General features: G+C 65.0%; 16 protein-coding genes and 2 pseudogenes. 7 read left to right on the forward strand and 11 right to left on the reverse strand.

The features are described from left to right. Together AMD14_RS15910 and AMD14_RS15915 are read left to right on the forward strand one after the other, a co-directional pair. Window positions 1-924 carry an alpha/beta fold hydrolase gene (locus AMD14_RS15910; protein WP_015463469.1) on the forward strand — a complete coding sequence of 308 codons (924 nt, stop codon included), beginning with the start codon at window positions 1-3 and terminating at the stop codon, window positions 922-924. After that, window positions 921-3,395 carry an acyl-CoA dehydrogenase gene (locus AMD14_RS15915; RefSeq protein ID WP_005919044.1) on the forward strand — a complete coding sequence of 825 codons (2,475 nt, stop codon included), beginning with the start codon at window positions 921-923 and terminating at the stop codon, window positions 3,393-3,395. The genes AMD14_RS15910 and AMD14_RS15915 overlap by 4 nt, the downstream gene beginning before the upstream one ends. Before the next feature lie 318 nt (window positions 3,396-3,713). Here the strand turns inward: AMD14_RS15915 and AMD14_RS15920 are convergent, their stop codons facing one another. Beyond that, a complete protein-coding gene (locus AMD14_RS15920; RefSeq protein ID WP_011052007.1) occupies window positions 3,714-4,067 on the reverse strand; it encodes a DUF1304 domain-containing protein in 354 nt (117 codons plus the stop codon). A 180-nt stretch (window positions 4,068-4,247) separates the two neighbouring features. Beyond that, complete coding sequence (locus AMD14_RS15925) at window positions 4,248-5,609, reverse strand: NTP/NDP exchange transporter (protein WP_011052008.1); 1,362 nt, start codon at window positions 5,607-5,609, stop codon at window positions 4,248-4,250. A 333-nt stretch (window positions 5,610-5,942) separates the two neighbouring features. Between AMD14_RS15925 and AMD14_RS15930 the strand changes: the two genes are divergently transcribed. From AMD14_RS15930 to AMD14_RS24735, 3 genes are all read left to right on the forward strand, one after another. Next, window positions 5,943-7,322, forward strand: a complete 1,380-nt coding sequence (locus AMD14_RS15930; protein ID WP_033482242.1) for a serine hydrolase domain-containing protein — start codon at window positions 5,943-5,945, stop codon at window positions 7,320-7,322. A gap of 696 nt (window positions 7,323-8,018) precedes the next feature. After that, window positions 8,019-8,438, forward strand: coding sequence for a hypothetical protein (locus tag AMD14_RS25580; protein WP_016849236.1), 420 nt, complete (start codon window positions 8,019-8,021; stop codon window positions 8,436-8,438). 685 nt (window positions 8,439-9,123) lie between these two features. Further along, entirely contained in the window at window positions 9,124-9,444 is a 321-nt protein-coding gene (locus tag AMD14_RS24735) for a hypothetical protein (protein ID WP_124632088.1), read from the forward strand. On the opposite strand, the gene gcvH is transcribed toward AMD14_RS24735, so the two are convergent. The 8 genes and pseudogenes from gcvH to nudE all read right to left on the reverse strand — a co-directional run bounded on the left by gcvH (window position 9,438) and on the right by nudE (window position 15,239). Beyond that, window positions 9,438-9,833, reverse strand: a complete 396-nt coding sequence (gene gcvH / locus AMD14_RS15940) for a glycine cleavage system protein GcvH (RefSeq protein WP_003482419.1) — start codon at window positions 9,831-9,833, stop codon at window positions 9,438-9,440. The genes AMD14_RS24735 and gcvH overlap by 7 nt on opposite strands. Before the next feature lie 143 nt (window positions 9,834-9,976). Further along, window positions 9,977-11,086, reverse strand: coding sequence for a glycine cleavage system aminomethyltransferase GcvT (gcvT, locus tag AMD14_RS15945; protein WP_003482420.1), 1,110 nt, complete (start codon window positions 11,084-11,086; stop codon window positions 9,977-9,979). Window positions 11,087-11,258: 172 nt separating this feature from the next. Further along, window positions 11,259-11,701 (reverse strand): annotated as a pseudogene (locus tag AMD14_RS15950) (NfeD family protein). Window positions 11,702-11,704: 3 nt separating this feature from the next. After that, window positions 11,705-12,178: pseudogene (locus tag AMD14_RS25365) on the reverse strand (SPFH domain-containing protein); the annotation flags it as partial. Window positions 12,179-12,354: 176 nt separating this feature from the next. Next, on the reverse strand, window positions 12,355-12,690 hold the full coding sequence (locus AMD14_RS15960) for a YnfA family protein (protein ID WP_008572067.1): 336 nt from the start codon (window positions 12,688-12,690) through the stop codon (window positions 12,355-12,357). Next, complete coding sequence (gene mazG, locus AMD14_RS15965) at window positions 12,687-13,706, reverse strand: nucleoside triphosphate pyrophosphohydrolase (protein WP_003482425.1); 1,020 nt, start codon at window positions 13,704-13,706, stop codon at window positions 12,687-12,689. The genes AMD14_RS15960 and mazG overlap by 4 nt, the downstream gene beginning before the upstream one ends. Before the next feature lie 187 nt (window positions 13,707-13,893). Next, entirely contained in the window at window positions 13,894-14,694 is an 801-nt protein-coding gene (gene cysQ / locus AMD14_RS15970) for a 3'(2'),5'-bisphosphate nucleotidase CysQ (RefSeq protein ID WP_003482426.1), read from the reverse strand. Then, a complete protein-coding gene (gene nudE / locus AMD14_RS15975) occupies window positions 14,691-15,239 on the reverse strand; it encodes an ADP compounds hydrolase NudE (protein WP_003482427.1) in 549 nt (182 codons plus the stop codon). The genes cysQ and nudE overlap by 4 nt, the downstream gene beginning before the upstream one ends. Before the next feature lie 41 nt (window positions 15,240-15,280). On the opposite strand from nudE, the gene bioA reads away from it, so the two are divergent. Together bioA and AMD14_RS15985 are read left to right on the forward strand one after the other, a co-directional pair. Beyond that, window positions 15,281-16,699, forward strand: coding sequence for an adenosylmethionine--8-amino-7-oxononanoate transaminase (gene bioA, locus AMD14_RS15980; protein ID WP_011052014.1), 1,419 nt, complete (start codon window positions 15,281-15,283; stop codon window positions 16,697-16,699). Further along, a complete protein-coding gene (locus AMD14_RS15985; protein WP_003482429.1) occupies window positions 16,690-17,424 on the forward strand; it encodes a 16S rRNA (uracil(1498)-N(3))-methyltransferase in 735 nt (244 codons plus the stop codon). Before bioA ends, AMD14_RS15985 begins: the two co-directional genes overlap by 10 nt. Before the next feature lie 142 nt (window positions 17,425-17,566). Here the strand turns inward: AMD14_RS15985 and AMD14_RS15990 are convergent, their stop codons facing one another. After that, complete coding sequence (locus AMD14_RS15990) at window positions 17,567-18,565, reverse strand: glucokinase family protein (RefSeq protein WP_015472470.1); 999 nt, start codon at window positions 18,563-18,565, stop codon at window positions 17,567-17,569. Between the last annotated feature and the right edge of the window lie 151 nt (window positions 18,566-18,716).

Here is an 18,716-nt window from a genome sequence, read left to right on the forward strand (position 1 = left end):
ATGGTCATCTCGCCCGCTAGCCTTGCCTCCGCTGCGTCCGTGTCCAGCGTCAACGCTGGCGATGCAGTGCTCGCGGTGTCGATGCGGGGTAGCGAACACGCGCCGTCGGTAGTATTCGCGCATGGCTTTGGACAGACCCGACATGCCTGGGAAGCGACCGCCACGACGCTGGCTGACAGGGGCTACCGCACCTTGTCGTACGACGCGCGCGGGCATGGCGATTCCAGCGCCAATGCGGTGGGCCTTCCCTACTCGGCAACGCAGTTCACCGACGATCTGATCGTGCTGGCCGGCGAGCAGCCCGAGCCGCCAGTGCTGGTTGCTGCGTCGATGGGGGGCTTGTTCGGGCTACTGGCCGAAGCGCGGTGGCCGGGCCTGTTTCGTGCCATCGTGCTGGTCGACATCACACCACGCTGGGATACCACGGGTGTGGAGCGCATCCTGCGCTTCATGACCGCGCATCCGGACGGTTTTGTATCGCTGGATGCGGCTGCCGATGCGATTGCCGTCTACCTGCCGCATCGGCCGCGCAAGACGCCGGGCCAACTGCAGGCATTGCTGCGGCAGCGTGCCGATGGGCGTTGGCGCTGGCACTGGGATCCACGCCTGGTCGACGAACTGGCCGGCCAGGATGCCCAACTCCAGCAGCATGCATTGCTGGAGGCGGCAGCACAGGCGCGTTGCCCGATGCTGCTCATCAGCGGCGGACGCAGCGATCTGGTGACGCCAGCCAACATCGCCGAATTCCTCTCCATCGCGCCGCATGCGCAGCATGTGCATCTGCCCCATGCCACGCACATGCTGGCAGGCGACGACAACACCACGTTTACCGCCACCGTGTTGCATTATCTGGACGCACTGCCGGCGGCTTGCACCATCGCAGCGTCCAACACTACCGAGCATGTCACTGGAGCAAGACCATGAGCATCATTGCACCGTTCCTCCTCGTCATCCTGGCGGCGGGTATCGCTGCCTATCACCGGATGCGCCTTGCCACGTGGGTTGCGATCAGCGCCTGTGTGCTGGTGGCGTGCTGGCTGCTGGGTGCCAATCTCACCGCCACCATCGTGGCCGCCGCGCTGGTGGTGCTGATCTCCGCACCAGTGCTGCTGCCGTTCCTGCGCAAGCCGCTGCTGACCACGCCACTGATGGGCTTCTTCCGCAAGGTGCTGCCGCCGCTGTCGCAGACCGAGCGCATCGCACTGGAAACCGGCTCGGTCGGTTTCGAAGGAGAGCTGTTCACCGGCGATCCGGATTGGCAGAAGCTGTTGAACTATCCCAAGCCGCAACTCACCGCCGAGGAGCAGGCCTTCCTGGATGGCCCGGTGGAAGAGCTATGCAAGATGATCAACGACTGGGAAATCACCCACGTCCACGCCGACCTGCCGCCGGAGCTGTGGGACTTCATCAAGAAGAACAAGTTCTTCGGCATGATCATTCCCAAGCAGTATGGCGGCCTGGGTTTCAGCGCGCTGGCGCACCACAAGGTGATCCAGAAGCTGTCTTCGATCTCCAGCGTGGTCAGCTCCACCGTCGGCGTGCCCAACTCGCTCGGCCCCGGTGAGCTGCTGCTGCATTACGGTACCCCCGAACAGAAGGACTACTACCTGCCGCGGCTGGCGGTCGGTGCGGAAGTGCCGTGCTTCGGCCTGACCGGTCCGTTCGCCGGCTCCGATGCCACCTCGATTCCGGATTACGGCATCGTTTGCAAGGGCGAGTGGAATGGCGCCAACGTGCTGGGCGTCAAGCTCACCTTCGACAAGCGCTACATCACCCTGGCACCGGTCGCCTCGCTGATCGGCCTGGCGTTCCGCGCCTACGATCCGGATGGTCTGATTGGCGACAAGAAGGACATCGGCATCACCCTGGCGCTGCTGCCGCGCGAAACCCCGGGCGTGGAAATCGGCCGCCGCCATTTCCCGTTGAATTCGCCGTTCCAGAACGGCCCGATCCATGGCGAAGAGGTGTTCATCCCGCTGAGCCAGCTGATCGGTGGCGTGGAGATGGTCGGCAAGGGCTGGAACATGCTCAACGAGTGTCTGGCTGTTGGCCGTTCGATCACCCTGCCCTCCACCGCCAGCGGCGGCAGCAAGGCCGCAGCGGTGGTCACCGGTGCGTATGCGCGTATCCGCAAGCAATTCGGCCTGTCGGTCGGCCGTTTCGAGGGCGTGGAAGAAGCGCTGGCCCGTATCGGCGGCAAGGCCTATGCGATCAGTGCGCTGTCGCAGGCCACGGCCGCGGCGGTGGATCGCGGCGATGTGCCGTCGGTGCCCTCGGCGATTGCCAAGTACCACTGCACCACCATGGGCCGCGAAGTGGTCAGCGACATGATGGACGTGATCGGCGGCAAGGGCATCATCCTGGGGCCCCGCAACTTCGCCGGCCGCGCCTGGCAGGCCGCGCCGATCGGCGTGACCGTGGAAGGCGCCAACATCATGACCCGCAGCCTGCTGATCTTCGGCCAGGGCGCCATCCTGTGCCATCCGTGGGTGTTGAAGGAAATGCAGGCCGCGCAGGATCCCGATACCCGTCGTGGTCTGGAGCAGTTCGACCAGAGCCTGTTCGGTCATATCCGCTTCGGCATTTCCAACGCGGTGCGCTCGTTCTGGTTCGGCCTGACCGGTGCGCGTCTCGGTGCGGCGCCGGGCGATGCGTATACCCGTCGGTTCTTCCGCAAGCTGGATCGCTATTCGGCCAACCTGGCCTTGATGGCCGACGTGTCGATGCTGATGCTGGGCGGCAAGTTGAAGTTCAAGGAATCGCTGTCCGGTCGCTTGGGCGATGTGCTGAGCCATATCTACATGACCAGCGCGATCCTCAAGCGTTATCACGACGAGGGCGCACCGGCGAGCGACCAGCCGCTGCTGGCCTGGGCCTTCCACGACAGCGTGCACAAGATCGAAACCGCGCTGTCGGCGGCGCTGCGCAACTTCCCGATCCGCCCGGTGGGCTGGTTGATGTGGGTGCTGATCTTCCCGTTGGGCCGTCGCGCCGAAGCGCCTGGCGATCGCCTCGGCCATCGCGTGGCTTCGCTGTTGATGACGCCCAACGAGGCGCGCGACCGTCTGGCCAAGGGCGTGTTCCTGACGCCGTGCGCCAACAATCCGGGCGGCCGTATCGCCAGCTACCTGACCAAGGCGGTGATGGCCGAACCGGTGGAGCGCAAGTTCCTGAAGGCGCTCAAGACCAAGGGCATCGAAGCGCTGGATTTCCCGGCGCAGCTGGACGAAGCCGTGGCCGAAGGCGTGATCAGCATGGAAGAGCGCAAACTGCTGGAGGAGCTGCGCGAGATCATGATGGACACCATCACCGTGGACGACTTCGATCCGCATGAATTGCGTGCGGCCAGCTTCTACGACAAGCCGCAGGTGCAACAGCCACGCGAAGCCGCGTAAGGCATAAGCTGGGGCGAGAATAGACCACGGCGGGCTTCGGCCCGCCGTGGTTGTTTGTGGAGATGGGGTCTTGTCACCAGCATGCTGCCCGCAGCTTCATCGGCTGCGGTCTTCGCGGCAGAACGCATGCACCGGCGGCGCAATCTGTTGGCCGGCTATCGAATGAGCACGTGCCAGGGGCGAACGCGTGGCAGAGTCGCGCACGTCACACGCTGGCAATAGCCAGGCGCTGAGGCTACAGAACAAGAGCGCATCGCAGCCATGCCCCACTCCTGCGTGCGGCGAACCTGCGTGCAGCGAACAGCTGCCGCAGCTGGATCAGAACGGCAACCACACCAGCGCCAAGGCGATCAGCGCCGGCAGCGCCTGCACGAAGAAGATGCGGCGATTGACGCTGTAGGCGCCGTAGCAACCTGCCACAACCACGCAGACCAGGAAGAAGCTCAGCACGTCGGGGCGAGCGGCCAGTGCGCCCCAGAGCAGGCCCGCGGCAAGGAAGCCGTTGTAGAGCCCCTGGTTGGCCGCCAGCACGCGGGTGGCCTGCGCCCTCTCAAGGCTATTGCGGAAGGTCTTCAAGCCCAGCGGATGCGTCCACAGCACCATTTCCAATACCAGGATGTAGACGTGCAGCAGTGCGATGCACACGCCGGCAACGATGGCGAACAGGGACATGGCAGACCGCCTCGACAAATGGTGCCGCCAGCATAGCCGCGATTGCGGTCGCTCTGTTCGGCACACCTGCACTACCGAGCTGGTGAGTGCGCTTCTGGCGCTGCCAGAGTGAGAAGCAGTCCGTCTGCGTGGTCGATGCCAAGCGCCAAGCTGCATCTGCCACGTGTGCTGTGGCGGTGCTTACTCGGAAACGCGCTTGTCCGTCTCCACGTCGCGCTCGGCGGGTAGCTTGCGCGCTTGGCGCAACAGGCCGAACGCGCCGACCGTCATGCCGGTCGCCACGAGCAGGCCGACGCCGAACACCGCGCTGGAGCCGAACGCGGAGACCAGCTTGTGCACCCAAACGAAGGTGAGATCGCCACCGCGATAGACCACCGTGTCGATGGCGGCGCCAGCCTTGTAGCGCCACTCGCGATTTACCCGCGTGTACAGCGTTTCGCGCGCAGGCTTGGCCAGTGCGAATTCGCTGGAGCGGGTAATCACCTGCACGATCGCAATCATCATCGGCAACGGCGACGCCGCCAAAGCCGCGTAGCCCAGCATGATTGCAACGCCCGGGATCAACAACGCCGGCGCGATGCCAAAGCGCGACAGCAACGCGCGCGTCACCAGCAGCTGCAGCACCAGCGCCAGCGCATTGATCGCCAGGTCGATGCTGGAGTAATAGGCGGTGGCCGCCGCTGCATCGGTGTAAAGCCGCCGCACCAGCGCCGCCTGCTCGTTGTAGAGCAAGGTCCCCACGCCCACGCCGAACAACACCATGAAGGCCAGCCAGCGCAACAGCGGTTCACGCACGATCAGCTTGAGGCCGCCGAGTACATCGCCGCCCATTGGCACTTCGCCAGAACTGAGTTGGCCCTCCTGTTCGCGCGCAACGGCCCACAGCCGCAGGCGCAGCACGCAAACCACGCAGACCGCCAAAAACCCGGCCGACACCAACATCAGATGCGCGATGCCGATACGTTCGACCAGTACGCGCGTCAGGACCGGGCCCAGAAACGCGCCCAGCGTGCCTGCCGCGCCGATATAGCCGTAGTAACTACGCGCTTGGGCATTGCTGAAGACATCGGCCATGAAACTCCAGAACACCGCCACCGCAAACAGGTTGAAGACGGTCACCCACAAAAAGAACGCCATGCCACGGCCCGGCACGCCGCTGTCGAACAGCACATAGAACAGCAGCAGGGTCGCGATGAAGAAGCCGTACACCCCCGGCAGGAACACCCGCCGCGGATAACGGCTGACCAGAGCGCCGTAGACCGGTTGCAGCAGCACCATGATCAGGAAGGTGCAGGTAAACAGCACCTGCAGCGTGAAGTCCTTCAGCGGCACACCGTGCGCGGCGAAGAACGCGATCATGCCAGTGGGAAAGAGTGCCTCTACATCGGCCGAGGCACCCATCGCTTCGCGCACCGGACGCAACACGTAGTAACCGCTGAGCAGACAAAAGAAGTAAAGAAACGACCACGCCAGTGGCGGCGAGCTACGCATTGCCGCGCGCAAACGGCCAGCCGCAGATCGCGGCGCAAAGGGGCTGGTCATGAGGTAACGGCCGCTCGCACAAGCGGGCCCGACAGAAAAAACATGGCAACGGCAGCACCTGTGAAAGAAGCGCGCAAGTTAGCCGATGCGAGGCAGCGCCACCAGCGACCAGTCGCAGGACACTGCGGCCCGGGTGCCCTCCGCGTCGGCACGCTGCTTGCTACTCGTATTGCACCAAAGCGTGGCAACGCGTCGGCGGCACCGGAATACTCGAATGCTGAATCTAAAATCATCAATAGGATCAATGCGATGCCCATTCATCTTCCGGCAGTTTGTGCTATTGCAAAGCGCGGCGCTAGAATCGCCGGAGGCAGCGGAACAGGCGGGACAACCATGACAGAAATGCGCACGCGCCGACGGTTCCGACCGTTGGCTATCGGGCTGTTCGGGGCGTTATTGCCCCTGGCCCTCTCATCCACCGCGCAGACACCCGCGCCCACCGCCGCTGCGTTGCAGGCGGCCACTGTGGCTCAGTCGCCCACCGCACCGCTGCCCTATCGCACCTCGCTGCCGGCCAACCAGGTGTTGGCACCTGCTGCCGGTTTCGATGTGGCGGCATTCGAATCGATGGCCGACCAGCTGACCTACGGCAACCGGGTGCCCGGGATGGCGATGGCCATCGTGCAGGGCGGCAAGGTGCTCAGCGCGCGCGGCTATGGCGTCACCGATGTCAATCATCCGCAGCCGGTCGATGGCCACACGGTGTTTCGCCTGGCCTCGCTTTCCAAAGCCTTCGCCGGCACCATGGCCGGCCTGCTGGTCAACGATGGCGTGCTGCGCTGGGACAGCAAGGTGGTCGACTATGTGCCGGGCTTCCAGCTCAGCGACAACGCGGCCACCCGTCAACTCACCGTGGCCGAAGTGCTCAGCCATCGCGTCGGCCTGACCCGCAACGCCTACGACCGCGATATCGAATCCAACGTCGACTACTACTCGCTCAGCCATAAGCTGGCGGCTGCGCCGCTGCGTTGCGCACCGGGCGATTGCTACGCGTATCAAAACGTCGCCTTCAGCCTGGTTGGCGATGTGGTGTTCGCCGCATCGGGCAGCTTCTACGAGCAATCGGTAGAGCGCCGCATCTTCAAGCCGCTGGGCATGAACGACGCCAGCATGGGGCTGGCCGGTATCCAGGCAAGCCCGCACTGGGCACGTCCGCATGTGCGCAGCCGCAATGGCTGGGTCTCGCTGACGCCCAAGCCCACCTACTACCGTCTGGCGCCCGCTGCGGGCGTCAACGCCAGCGCCAGCGATATGGCGCAGTGGCTGCTCGCGCACACCGGCCATCGCACCGATGTGCTGCCTGCGCCGCTGTTGGCGACGCTGCACGCGCCGTTGATCTCCACGCCGGGCGAAATGCGTTCGGGCTGGCGCCACGAGCGCGTGGACGCGGCCAGCTATGCGCTGGGCTGGCGCGTGTTCGATTACGCCGGCCATCAAGTGGTGTTCCATGCCGGCGCGGTGCAAGGTTATCGCGGTTTGGTCGCACTGCTGCCGGAGCGCGACCTGGGTGTTGCGATCCTGTGGAACGGCGAAAGCGGCCTGCCCTCGGGCATGCTGCCGACCATCCTGGATCGCGCGCTCGGCCTGCCGGCCAAGCGCTGGCTGGACATCGACGTGGACGGCGACTTCGGCAGCGAGAACATGCTGGCAGAAAAACCCGACCCGGCTGGCAAGGGTGCGTCTTCCGGCAAGTCGGTGGCCTCGCCGCGCTGAGTGGACGTCGTGCACTGACCTCGTGTCGGTGACGTCGGCAAAGGCGGCTTCGGCCGCCTTCGTTGTTTCGGTGTCTCCGACGCGCGTTGCTCGGCTAGCGAAGGCATGACTGCCGGGCGCGCAAGAGCAAGGCCGTGGATGCGCAATACGCCGGCATTGTCTGGCTGCCGTAAACACCCCTTGCCACCAACGTTGCGGCTGAGCCGATCTGTTCGGTGTCCCGAAGTGGAAGCACCGGCGGCCGGCTCTGGAGTCTCGCGGCTCGGGTCTCCCAAAGGTCTCTGCCTTCCGACCTGCTGCATTTCCGGCACGCCCTCAGGTCAGGCAGCGGCGGCGTGCTGTCGTGCTGTCGTGCTGTCTGCCCTCGAGCCATCGTGCGAAGGCATCGACAACTGTCCAAGTTGGCGGGCAAAGTCAGAATGATCCCGCGGCGACATCTGCAGCATGCGCGCCTGGCGGCACAATGCCGCAAACTTGAAATGAGCGACGTTGCTCGGCCGGCAACACCTACGCCGTTTGCGGACTGGCAACGCGCAGCCTCGCACCGACCGCGCCAGCGCCAGCGCCAGGCACATAAAAAAGCTCCCTCCCCGCTGGGCGTCGGGGAGAGAGCTCGATGTTTACGGCGATCGGGTATTACAAGATCAGATCAGCGGTGCCGGGGTTGCGGGCAGCGCGACCGGAGCGGCCTTCTTCTTGCGAACGGCCGGCTTCTTCTTGGCGACCTTCTTCACGGCAGGCTTCTTGGTAGCGGTCTTCTTGGTGGCGGACTTCTTGGTCGCCTTCTTCGCTACTGCCTTTTTGGCGGTCTTCTTGACGGCTTTCTTGGCCGTCTTCTTGGCGGCAGTCTTCTTGGTCGCCTTCTTTGCAGTCTTCTTCACTGCCTTCTTGGCGGCCGTCTTCTTGGTTGCCTTCTTCGCAGTCTTCTTTACTGCCTTCTTGGCGGTTGCCTTCTTTGCCGTCTTCTTGACGGCCTTCTTGGCAGCAGTCTTCTTTACTGCCTTCTTGGCGGTCGCCTTTTTGGCGACCTTCTTGACTGCCTTCTTGGCGGCAGTCTTCTTCACTGCCTTTTTGGCAGTGGGTTTCTTTTTCGCAGCTTTTGCAGTGGCCATGTAATTGGCTCCTCGTCAGTGAACTATGGAGGTGAAACGCCCAGTTGAACCAAACCCCGCGACGGCATGCCGTCGTCGGGACCGTCCGCAGATGATGCGCGACGGAACGGATACAGAAACACCCGCATCGAACGGCGACACGGGTGCGTAGTCGGAACGACAACTGCTTTCTTGGAGAGAAGCGGACCCGACTCCACCGTGGTTAGCGCTTCGGTGGACATCCGGAACAAGCTTGTCGGCGTGATGTCGATTCTGCTCACTCTCTTCCGCAGCAATGTCTGCTGGGCGAAACCTAATCACGCTTTTTTTTACTGTCAACACTCTTTTGCAATTTTTTTTCCACCCACCGTCGCTGCGCGCCATGTCCGCGCCAGCGAATCGCCCCGCGCGCGGGCGTACCCGTCCAACCGAGAAGCGCGCTCGCCCAACAGCGTTTTCGAAAAAGCACTTCTTTTCCGCTGTTTTTTTTAAGTCGTGCGCTTGCACGCCTGCCCGAACACTTCGTCCGCACGGCAGCGAAGCCGATGCGACGGCATGGCTTGCCGCCTGTCCGCCAGCTGAAAATTTTTTATCCAACGGCTGCACTTCCGACGTCGCATGAGCAGAAATGCGCAAACTTATCGAGCGCCTGGAGCGTCATGCATGCAGCCGCGCGCACCGACTGCGGCATCCATCGCGTGCACTGACGGATGATCGAGCAAGGCGACATGCACAAAATTTTTTCACCGGGCGCACGCCAAACCCTCACGAACGACTCACGTCAGAAATCCGGCGCAGTGCAGGTGGGCGAGCAGTGGACGCGCGTCGGACCGTTGCTGTCGACGTACCGCATCGACATGCACCAGCGGCATCGCGATCCCCGACCGACGTTCCCCTTTCTCCGATTTCGCTGGCGGCTTGCGCGGCATCGCTGCACCAAGATACGCGTCACCGACAGAAGGCGTGCTCAAAAAAATGGCCGCTCTATGAGCGGCCATCGGATGCCGGCGTCAACGACACCTGATCAGTGATCGTCGTCTTCGAGCAGCTCGGCATAGTCGTCCGGGTCCAACAGGTCGTTGAGCTGTTCCTTGTCGTCGATCTCGACGACGAAGATCCAGCCTTCGCCGTAGGCGTCTTCGTTGATGGTTTCCGGCTTGTCGCTCAACGCGCTGTTGACCTCGACGACGGTGCCGCTGACCGGGCTGTAGACGTCGGAGGCGGCCTTGACCGATTCCACCACCGCAGCGCCGTTGCCGACCTGCACGGTGTCGCCGACACCTGGCAATTCGACGTAAACCAGGTCACCCAGCAAGCCCTGCGCGTGGTCGGAAATGCCGACGGTCACGCGACCGTTGCTCTCGACGCGGGCCCACTCGTGGGATTTGAGGAACTTGAGGTCGCCAGGGATCTCGCTCATGGGTGTGCTCCGGGAAAGATGATGGTTGGGGACAGGTGGCTAGTTTAGACCGCGCGACAAGACAGGTGCACGCACGGCGGTGTGGCGATGGCGATCCGGACGCGGGCGCAGCGCCGCGCGCGGCATACATGGCGCTACACGATTCAGTCGCCGAGCACGCCGGGCTGTGCCTGGCCATCGCGCACGAACGGAAACTTCACCGCTCTCAACGGCACCTGTTTGCCGCGGATGTCCACGCGCAGCTGCTCGATGCTGCCGGCCGGCACGCGCGCGAAGGCGATCGCCTTGCCCAGCGTCGGCGAGAACGTGCCGGACAGGATCTCGCCTTCGCCGTTGGCGGTGAGCACGGTCTGGCCATGCCGTAACACGCCCTTCTCGTCCATCACCACACCGATCAGCTGACGCGGTGCGCCCTGCGCCTTTTGCGATTCGAGCACGCTGCGACCGATGAAGTCGCGTCCTTCGTCCAGGGCGATCGTCCAGGCCAGCCCTGCCTCGTAAGGGGTGACGCCATCGTCCATGTCCTGCCCGTAAAGATTCATGCCCGCTTCCAGACGCAGGGTGTCGCGTGCGCCCAGGCCGGCCGGTTTGACGCCCTGCGCGAGCAACGCATTCCAGAATGCGACGGCGGCCTGCTGCGGCAACACGATTTCGAAACCGTCTTCGCCGGTGTAGCCGGTGCGCGCAAGGAACAACTCGATGCCATCGCGCGAACGCGTCTGCAGCGCGGCGAACCGGCCGAGCTTGCTCGCCGCTGCAGTGTCGGCAGGGTCGAGCAGGTCGATGACCTTGGTACGCGCGCTGGGACCTTGCACGGCAATCATGGCGAAGTCGCTGCGCTCTTCGACGCGCACGTCGAAGCGCGCGGCCTGCTCGCCGATCCACTGCAGGTCCTTTTCGCGGGTGGCGGCGTTGACCACCAGACGGAAGAAGTCTTCTGTCATGTAATAGACGATGAGGTCGTCGATCACCCCACCCTGCGGATTGAGCATGCAGGTGTACAGCGCCTTGCCGGAGACCTTGAGCTTGTCCACCGAGTTGGCGAGCAGGTAGCGCAGAAACTCGCGCACCCGCGCGCCGTGCAGGTCGACCACCGTCATGTGGCTGACGTCGAACATGCCGGCGTCGCGACGCACCTGGTGGTGCTCGTCCAGTTGCGAGCCGTAGTGGATCGGCATGTCCCAGCCGCCGAAGTCGACCATCTTGGCGCCAAGCGCACGATGGGTGTCGTTGAGGATGGTCTTCTGGGTCATGTGCGCCGTTCCGAGGAAAGACGGCCATTATCGCCATCCTGTCACGCTTGGGGGAACGGCAGACACGCCGCTGTGTGGTTGCGCTGCCTGCGGGCAGTAACGCAGCGCGACGCTACGCCGCGCTGCAACAATGCTCAGGCGGGCACCGCACTGCATGCCCTGCCCGCGTACATCAAGCGCCCGGCTGCACCAGCAAGGTCATGCCATCGACGCCGACGATGCGCACCGGCGTGCCGAAGTGCCAGCAGGCAGGTCCGGGCCGGCCACCACCCAGAACGCATCATCGACCTTGGCGCGGACGCGACCATCGTGGATGGCCTGATCGAGCGGCACGCAACGGCCGATCAACTGCTCGGCACGCCGATCGAGTAGCGGGCGATCGCTCTGGGAGCCCTTGCCGCGAAACCAGGTGCGATACACCTGCACCAAGACGAAGCTGAGCAGCACAAGCGCCACGATCTGCCACAGCAACGCGATGTCCGGCAACACCGGCACCAATAAGCACACCGCTGCGGCAGCGATCCCCATCCACAGCAGGAACGCACACGCACCAGGGTCTGGGCCGCAATCAGCAGCAGCGCCAGCACTGCCCCAGACCGCCACGTCCCAGCGCATGGCTCAGTCTCCCGCGCGCGGCGGCATCGGCGGGACGCGCATGGGCGCGTCGGTTTTGCCGGCCGCCTGCTTGGCCAGCTCGGCAATGCCGGCGATCGAACCGATGATGCCGCTGGATTCCATCGGCATCAGCACGAATTTCTGGTTGGGCGCGGTGGCCAGCGCCTTGAATGCTTCCACATACTTCCGTGCGACGAAACAGTTGATCGCCTGCACGCTGCCGTTGGCGATGGCGTCGGACACCATCTGCATCGCGCGTGCCTCGGCCTCGGCCAGACGTTGGCGCGCTCGGCATCGCGGAAGGCGGCTTCCTTGCGGCCTTCGGCCTCGAGCACGGCGGCCTGCGTCTCGCCATCGGAGCGCAAGATTTCCGATTGACGCGAGCCTTCGGCTTCGAGGATCTGCGCACGCTCTGCGCTCGGCCTTCATCTGCCCCGCCATCGAATCGATCAGGTCGCGCGGCGGCTGGACGTCGCGGCGAGACATGAAGTCGGAAACAGGTGCGGCCCCTTGCAGGTAGTGGATCTATCCCTGCGTGAGTATGCCTCGGCGCTCCCGGCGGCTTACACCGGCCACGTGCGGAGCAGGCCCGGGCGCAGCCGCACCCGGCGGCTGTCGTAAGACAGCCAACAAGCGCGCTCCTGCAAACGCGGTCAGGCGCTACGCGGCGAGAACATGATGACCGCCATGCCGAGCAGGCAACAGGCGGCGCCGAGCAGATCCCAGCGCGTCGGCGTCACGCCGTCCACCCACCACAGCCACAACAGCGCGCTGGCGATGTAGACGCCGCCATAGGCCGCGTACACGCGACCGCTCGCTTCCGGATGCAAGCTCAACAGCCAGACGAAGACGGCGAGGCTCAGCGCAGTGGGCAGCAGCAACCACACGCTGCCACCTTTGCGCAGCCAGAGATAAGGAAGGTAGCAACCCACCAACTCGGCGAGCGCCGTCGCGGCGAACAACAGCAGCGTGGTCGGCGCGATCGTCATGCGGGGCGCGGCGTTTCGGAATCGGGGCCATCGACGCCGGTTTGATACCCCATTGCGCTGCGGAAAACCTCACCGCCAACGGACGGGTGACTGCTGACAGGGCTGTCCACGGGCGGCGCGTGGGACACCGGGGCGTGCAAGGCCGATGCATCGCCCGCGGAACCGTCGATGGCCGGACTGTCGACGACCCGCACATCGCCGCTGCGCTCCTCACGCTTGGCCTGTTGCCACAACGCTTCCTGCTCGCCCAGCGACAACGCGTTCAACGAGGTGCCGGCAGTACGCGCCTGCGCTTCCATCGCACGAAAGCGACGTTCGAATTTCAGGTTGGCGTGCCGCAACGCGGCGCCGACATCCACCTTGGCATGGCGCGCCAGATTGGCGCAGACGAACAACACATCGCCCAGTTCGTCTTCCAGCCGGGCCTGATTGTCGGCCACCGGGCCGCGTGCGAATTCCACGCGCAACTCTTCGATTTCTTCCTGCAGTTTTTCCAGCACCGGCGCCGGGCCGGGCCAATCGAAACCCACGCGCGCCGCACGCGACTGCAGTTTGGTGGAGCGCTGCCATTCGGGCAGCCCGCGCGCGATGCCGGCAAGTGCGGAGTCGTCTTGGTTGCCGGCAGCACGACGTTCTTCGCGCTTGATCTGCTCCCAGTTGGCGCTCACCGCCTGCGCATCGGCCGCCGGTTGCGCGGCGAACACATGCGGGTGGCGGCGTATGAGCTTGTCGCGAAGCGTGGCGACCACGTCGGCGAATGTAAACGCCCCCTGCTCGGCCGCCATTTGCGAATGGAAGACCACCTGCAGCAACAGGTCGCCCAACTCGTCGCGCAGGCCAGCCAGGTCGTTGCGATCGATCGCATCGGCCACCTCGTAGGCTTCTTCGATGGTGTAGGGCGCGATGCTGGCGAAGGTCTGCTGCACATCCCAGGGACAGCCGTGTTCGCGATCGCGCAGACGCGCCATCACGTGCAACAGCTGCTGGATATCGCCGATGGATGGGGTCTGAGGCATCGTGTATTCCTGGAACCTGTGAGTGGGTGCGCCGCCAGCGCATTCCCACGCGACGTAAGCGACGTAAGCGGCCGTTGCACCCGCAATAGACGCGGCACGCAAGCGCGTGCGGAGATACCGGAGTGTACCTTCCAGAGCGTCAGGACCTTGCGCAGCCATGCCGTCGTCAGGACGGCGCGCATGCCGCTCAGGCCAGCCAATCGCGCCAGGGCAGATTGGGGTCGCCCAGTGCGATGAAGTCGCCGTTGAGCAAGGTGTCGCGGCGGTTGTAGCGGAACGGTTTGCCGCTGGCGCCGGCCAGCAACACGCCACCGGCCGCATGCAGCACGCACTGGCCGGCGGCGGTGTCCCACTCGGAGGTGGGGCCGAAGCGCGGATACACGTCCAGATCGCCTTCGGCGATGCGGCAGAACTTCAACGACGAGCCTTGCGCGACCACGTCGATCTCGCCCATCCGCTCCAGCGCGGCGGCAGTCCGCGCGTCGCGATGCGAACGGCTGGCTGCCACCCGCAACGGCATGGCGGCCGGGGTGCGCGTGTGCAGCATCTCATCGCGGTCGCCATCGCGGCGGAAGGCGTTCTCGCCACGCGCGGCATACCAGACCCGTCCGTCGACCGGCGCCTGCACCACCCCCAGCACCGGCGCGCCCATATGGATGAGTGCGATGTTGACGCTGAACTCGCCATTGCGCTTGACGAATTCGCGGGTGCCATCGAGCGGATCGACCAGCCAGTAACTGGTCCAGTACTGGCGTTGCTCCCAGGCCACGTGCGCAGACTCTTCCGACAGCACCGGCACATCCGGGGTGACACGGCGCAGGCCTTCGACGATGACGCGGTTGGCCGCCAGGTCGGCCTGGGTCAGCGGGCTGGCGTCGTCCTTGATCTCCACCGAAAAGTCCTGGGCGTAGACCTCCATGATTGCGTCGCCGGCGTCGCGCGCGATGGCGATCACGGTTTCGCGCAGCTCCATCGGGATGCGGATCATGGATTGCGCTCCAGCCACTCGCGCGCAATGAACAAGGCGGCCAGCGAACGGCCTTCGGAAAAATCTTCGCGCAGCATCAATTCGTCCAGACGTGCGATTGGCCACGGCACCACGTCCATCTCTTCCGGCTCGTCGCCGACCAGGCGCTCGGGATAGAGGTCGCGTGCCAGCACCAACCAGGATTGGTGACTCATATAAGTAGGAGCGAGCGTCATCGCGCGCAGCACCTGTACCTGGCGTGCGCCATAGCCGGCTTCTTCCTTGAGCTCGCGGTCGGCGGCCTGCTCGGGTGTTTCGCCGGCGTCGATGCGGCCCTTGACCAGACCGAGTTCGTAGCGATGCACGCCGGCGGCGTATTCGCGCACCAGCAGCACGGTTTGCGCATCGAGCATCGGTACCACCACCACGGCGCCATGGCCCTGGCTGAGTTGGCGTTCGTAGATGCGACGCTGCCCGTTGGAAAACTCCAGATCCAGCTGCTGCCGACGGAACGGCCCGTCGCCCAGATCGGTGATCTTGTGGATGATCGGCAGGCGCGAGCTCATGCGTCGCACGCAGCCGCAAAGCGGGCCGATAGAATAGGCGGATGCATCGACATGTCCATGAACCCGAAATCCTAGCAGACCCTGCAGCCGCACAAACTGCCGAACATTGGCGGCAACGCGATCTTGCCGTGGTGTGGCACCCCTGCACGCAGATGCGTGAGCACCCGCACACGCTGCCGCTGGTGCCGATCGTGGGTGGCGAAGGCGCATGGCTGGTCGGCCATGACGGCCGCCGCTATCTGGACGCGGTGAGCAGCTGGTGGACCAACCTGTTCGGTCATACCGAACCGCGCATCGGCGCGGCCATCGCGCGCCAGGCCGGCGAACTGGAGCAGGTGATGCTGGCCGGCTTCACGCATACGCCGGCCGTGCAGCTGGCCGAGCAGTTGCTGGCGATCGCGCCACGCCAGGCCGGGCGCGCGCCGCTGTCCAAGGTGTTCTATGCCGACAACGGATCGGCCGGCGTGGAGGTGGCGCTGAAGATGGCCTTTCATTACTTCCACAATCGCGGCGACCACCGGCGGACGCGGTTCATCGCACTGGAGAATGGTTACCACGGCGAAACCATCGGCGCGCTATCGGTTGGCGATATTCCGCTGTACCGGCGCGTGTATGCGCCGCTGTTGCTGGAGGCGATGTTCACGCCCTCGCCCGATGCCTACCTGGCCGAACCGGGGCAAAGCGCCGAAGACCATGCGCTGCAGGCAGCCGATGCGTTGCAGGCACTGTTCGAACACTCGCCCGGCGAAATCTGTGCACTGATCCTGGAGCCGCGCGTGCAATGCGCGGGCGGGATGCGCATGTACCACCCGGCGTATCTGCGCCGCGCGCGCGAATTATGCGATGCCCATGGTGCATTCTTGATCGCCGACGAGATCGCCACCGGCTTCGGCCGTACCGGCACCCTGTTTGCCTGCGAACAGGCCGGCGTGATGCCCGACCTGTTGTGCCTGTCGAAGGGACTGACCGGCGGCTTCCTGCCGCTGTCGGCGGTGTTGGCCACGCAGCAGTTGTACGACGCGTTCCTGGACGATTCGCGCGAGCGTGCGTTTCTGCATTCGCACAGTTACACCGGCAACCCGCTGGCATGTGCCGCGGCGCTGGCGACCTTGAAGATCTTCGCAGACGACGACGTGATTGCGCGTAACCAACCCATCGCCGCGCGCATGCGCGCGCTCGCTGCGCAGATCGGCGAACACCCGTCCGTGGCGGACGTGCGCCAGGCCGGCATGATCGTGGCCTTCGAGCTGACCCAGGGCGGTAACAAGCGCACGCCGTTTGCGTCTGCCGCACGCGTCGGCCTGAAGGCGTATCGCGCGGCGCTCGAAAAAGGCGTGGTGCTGCGCCCGCTTGGCGACGTGCTGTACTGGATGCCGCCGTATTGCGTGGACGAGGCGCAGCTTGCGTTGTTGGCCGACACCACCCGCCATGCCATCACGGAAGCGGTCGCATGCGCCTGACCCGTTCGCATGTCGCGCTGCCGCTGCACTGCGACCAGGAAGTGACATTGCCGGAAGAGTCGGCCAATCACCTGCTGCGGGTACTGCGGCTGCGCGAGGGCGATGCCTGCATCCTGTTCAACGGCGACGGCAGCGACTACCACGCACGCATCACCGTGGCGGGCAAGCGCGATGCACGTGCGCGGGTGGAACGCGCCGAGCCGCTCTCCAACGAATCGCCGCTGCGTATCACCTTGATGCAAGGCATCGCGCGCGGCGAGAAGATGGATCTGATCCTGCAGAAGGCCACCGAATTGGGCGTTGCGGCGATCGTGCCGGTGATCGCCGAGCGCACCGAGGTCAAGCTCGATGCGGCGCGCACCGAAAAACGCGTGGCGCACTGGCGCAGCGTGGTGGTGTCGGCCTGCGAGCAATCCGGGCGTGCACGTCTTCCCAGCGTGGCCGCGCCGCAGGGCCTGCAGGACGCGGCGCAGGCCAGCGACGCGCATGCGCTACGGCTGACGCTGGACCCACAGGGCGAGCATCGCCTGGGCACGTTGGCATCGAGCATCCAGCAACACATCGTCGTGGCGATCGGGCCGGAAGGCGGCTGGTCGCCACGCGATCGCGCACTGCTTGCCGAGGCGGGTTTCAGCGGACTGCAGCTAGGGCCGCGCATTCTGCGCACCGAAACGGCGGGGCTGGCGGCGATTGCGGCGCTACAGTCGCGGTTCGGGGACCTATAGCGCCATGACGCCGTAGGAGCGCACCCGGGCGCGACCAGGCGTTTATCGGCAACGCCGCGTCGCGCCCGGGTGCGCTCCTACCGGAATGCGGAGTTGATCGATCTGGTGCAGCCGGCTCGCTGCACCTGCCGTATGCGAGCGCTCAGCGGCCGCGCTGCAGGAACCAGCTGGCAGCACCGATGACGCCAAGCTGGCCGTGCTCGACGATGCTCACCGGCACCTGCTCCAGCGCGGGACGCAAGGCGCCCTTGTCGAGCAGGCGCGCGACGAAGTCGCCATCGGCGATAAAGGTGGCGATTTGCGGCAGGAAACCGCCAGCCAGATAAACGCCACTGCGCACGCCATACAGCAGCATCAGGTCGCCGACCACGCTGCCCATAAATCCGCAAAACGCCTGCAAGGCGTCGTGCGCCAATCCATCGTTGCCGGCCATTGCGGCCGCGGTGATATCGGCCGGGCTGGCGTGCACCACGGTGTCCCCACGCAAGGCCGCCAGCGCGGTGTACAGATTCAACAGGCCCGGGCCGGACAACAGCGTTTCGGTCCCCACGTGGGTGCGCGTGCGCCGCAGTTCCTGCAGCAACGCCATTTCCAGATCGCTGGCCGGCGCCAGTGCCGCGTGGCCGGCTTCGGTGGGCAGCACCACCGGATGACCATCGTTGGGGATCCACAGCGCCGCGCCCAGGCCCGTGCCCGGACCAAGCACCAACGCCGGGCCTGCGGCACCCTGCACCGGGCCAGACAACTGCATGACCTGGTTGCCGCTCATGTAATTGGCCGCATAGGCGACCGCTTCGAAATCGTTGACCAGATGCAGGGCCTGCATGCCGAGCTGGCGGCGAATCTGCTCCGGCGCCAGTACCCAGGGCAGATTGGTGGTGATCACGCTACCGTCTTCCAGCGCGTAGCCGGCGCTGGCGATCACGCCCCGGCGTACTGGTGCACAACCCAGTTCCGCGAAGAACGCGGCCATGATGTCGGCAAGGCCCGGATAGTCGGCGCAGCGGTACTTGCGATAGTCCAGCACCGTGATCGGCTTGCCCGCGTCATTGCTCTCGCATACCAGCGCCAGGCGCACGTGCGTGCCGCCCACATCGGCGGCAACGAAGGTTTCGGGGCGCGGAAAGGCCACCGCTTCCATTGGACTGCTTGCGCTCACGCATTCTCCTGATCAGTGCCGGCGGCTGGCTCGTCGTCCGTTATCCGACGAACGGCAAACGGGTAGACAACGTTGTCAGCAATCGTCTTGTAACGCAACCGTGGCAACCGCGACATGGCCCGAGCGGAACGGC

The organism is Xanthomonas citri pv. citri (assembly GCF_000961215.1).
GTDB lineage: Bacteria > Pseudomonadota > Gammaproteobacteria > Xanthomonadales > Xanthomonadaceae > Xanthomonas > Xanthomonas cissicola.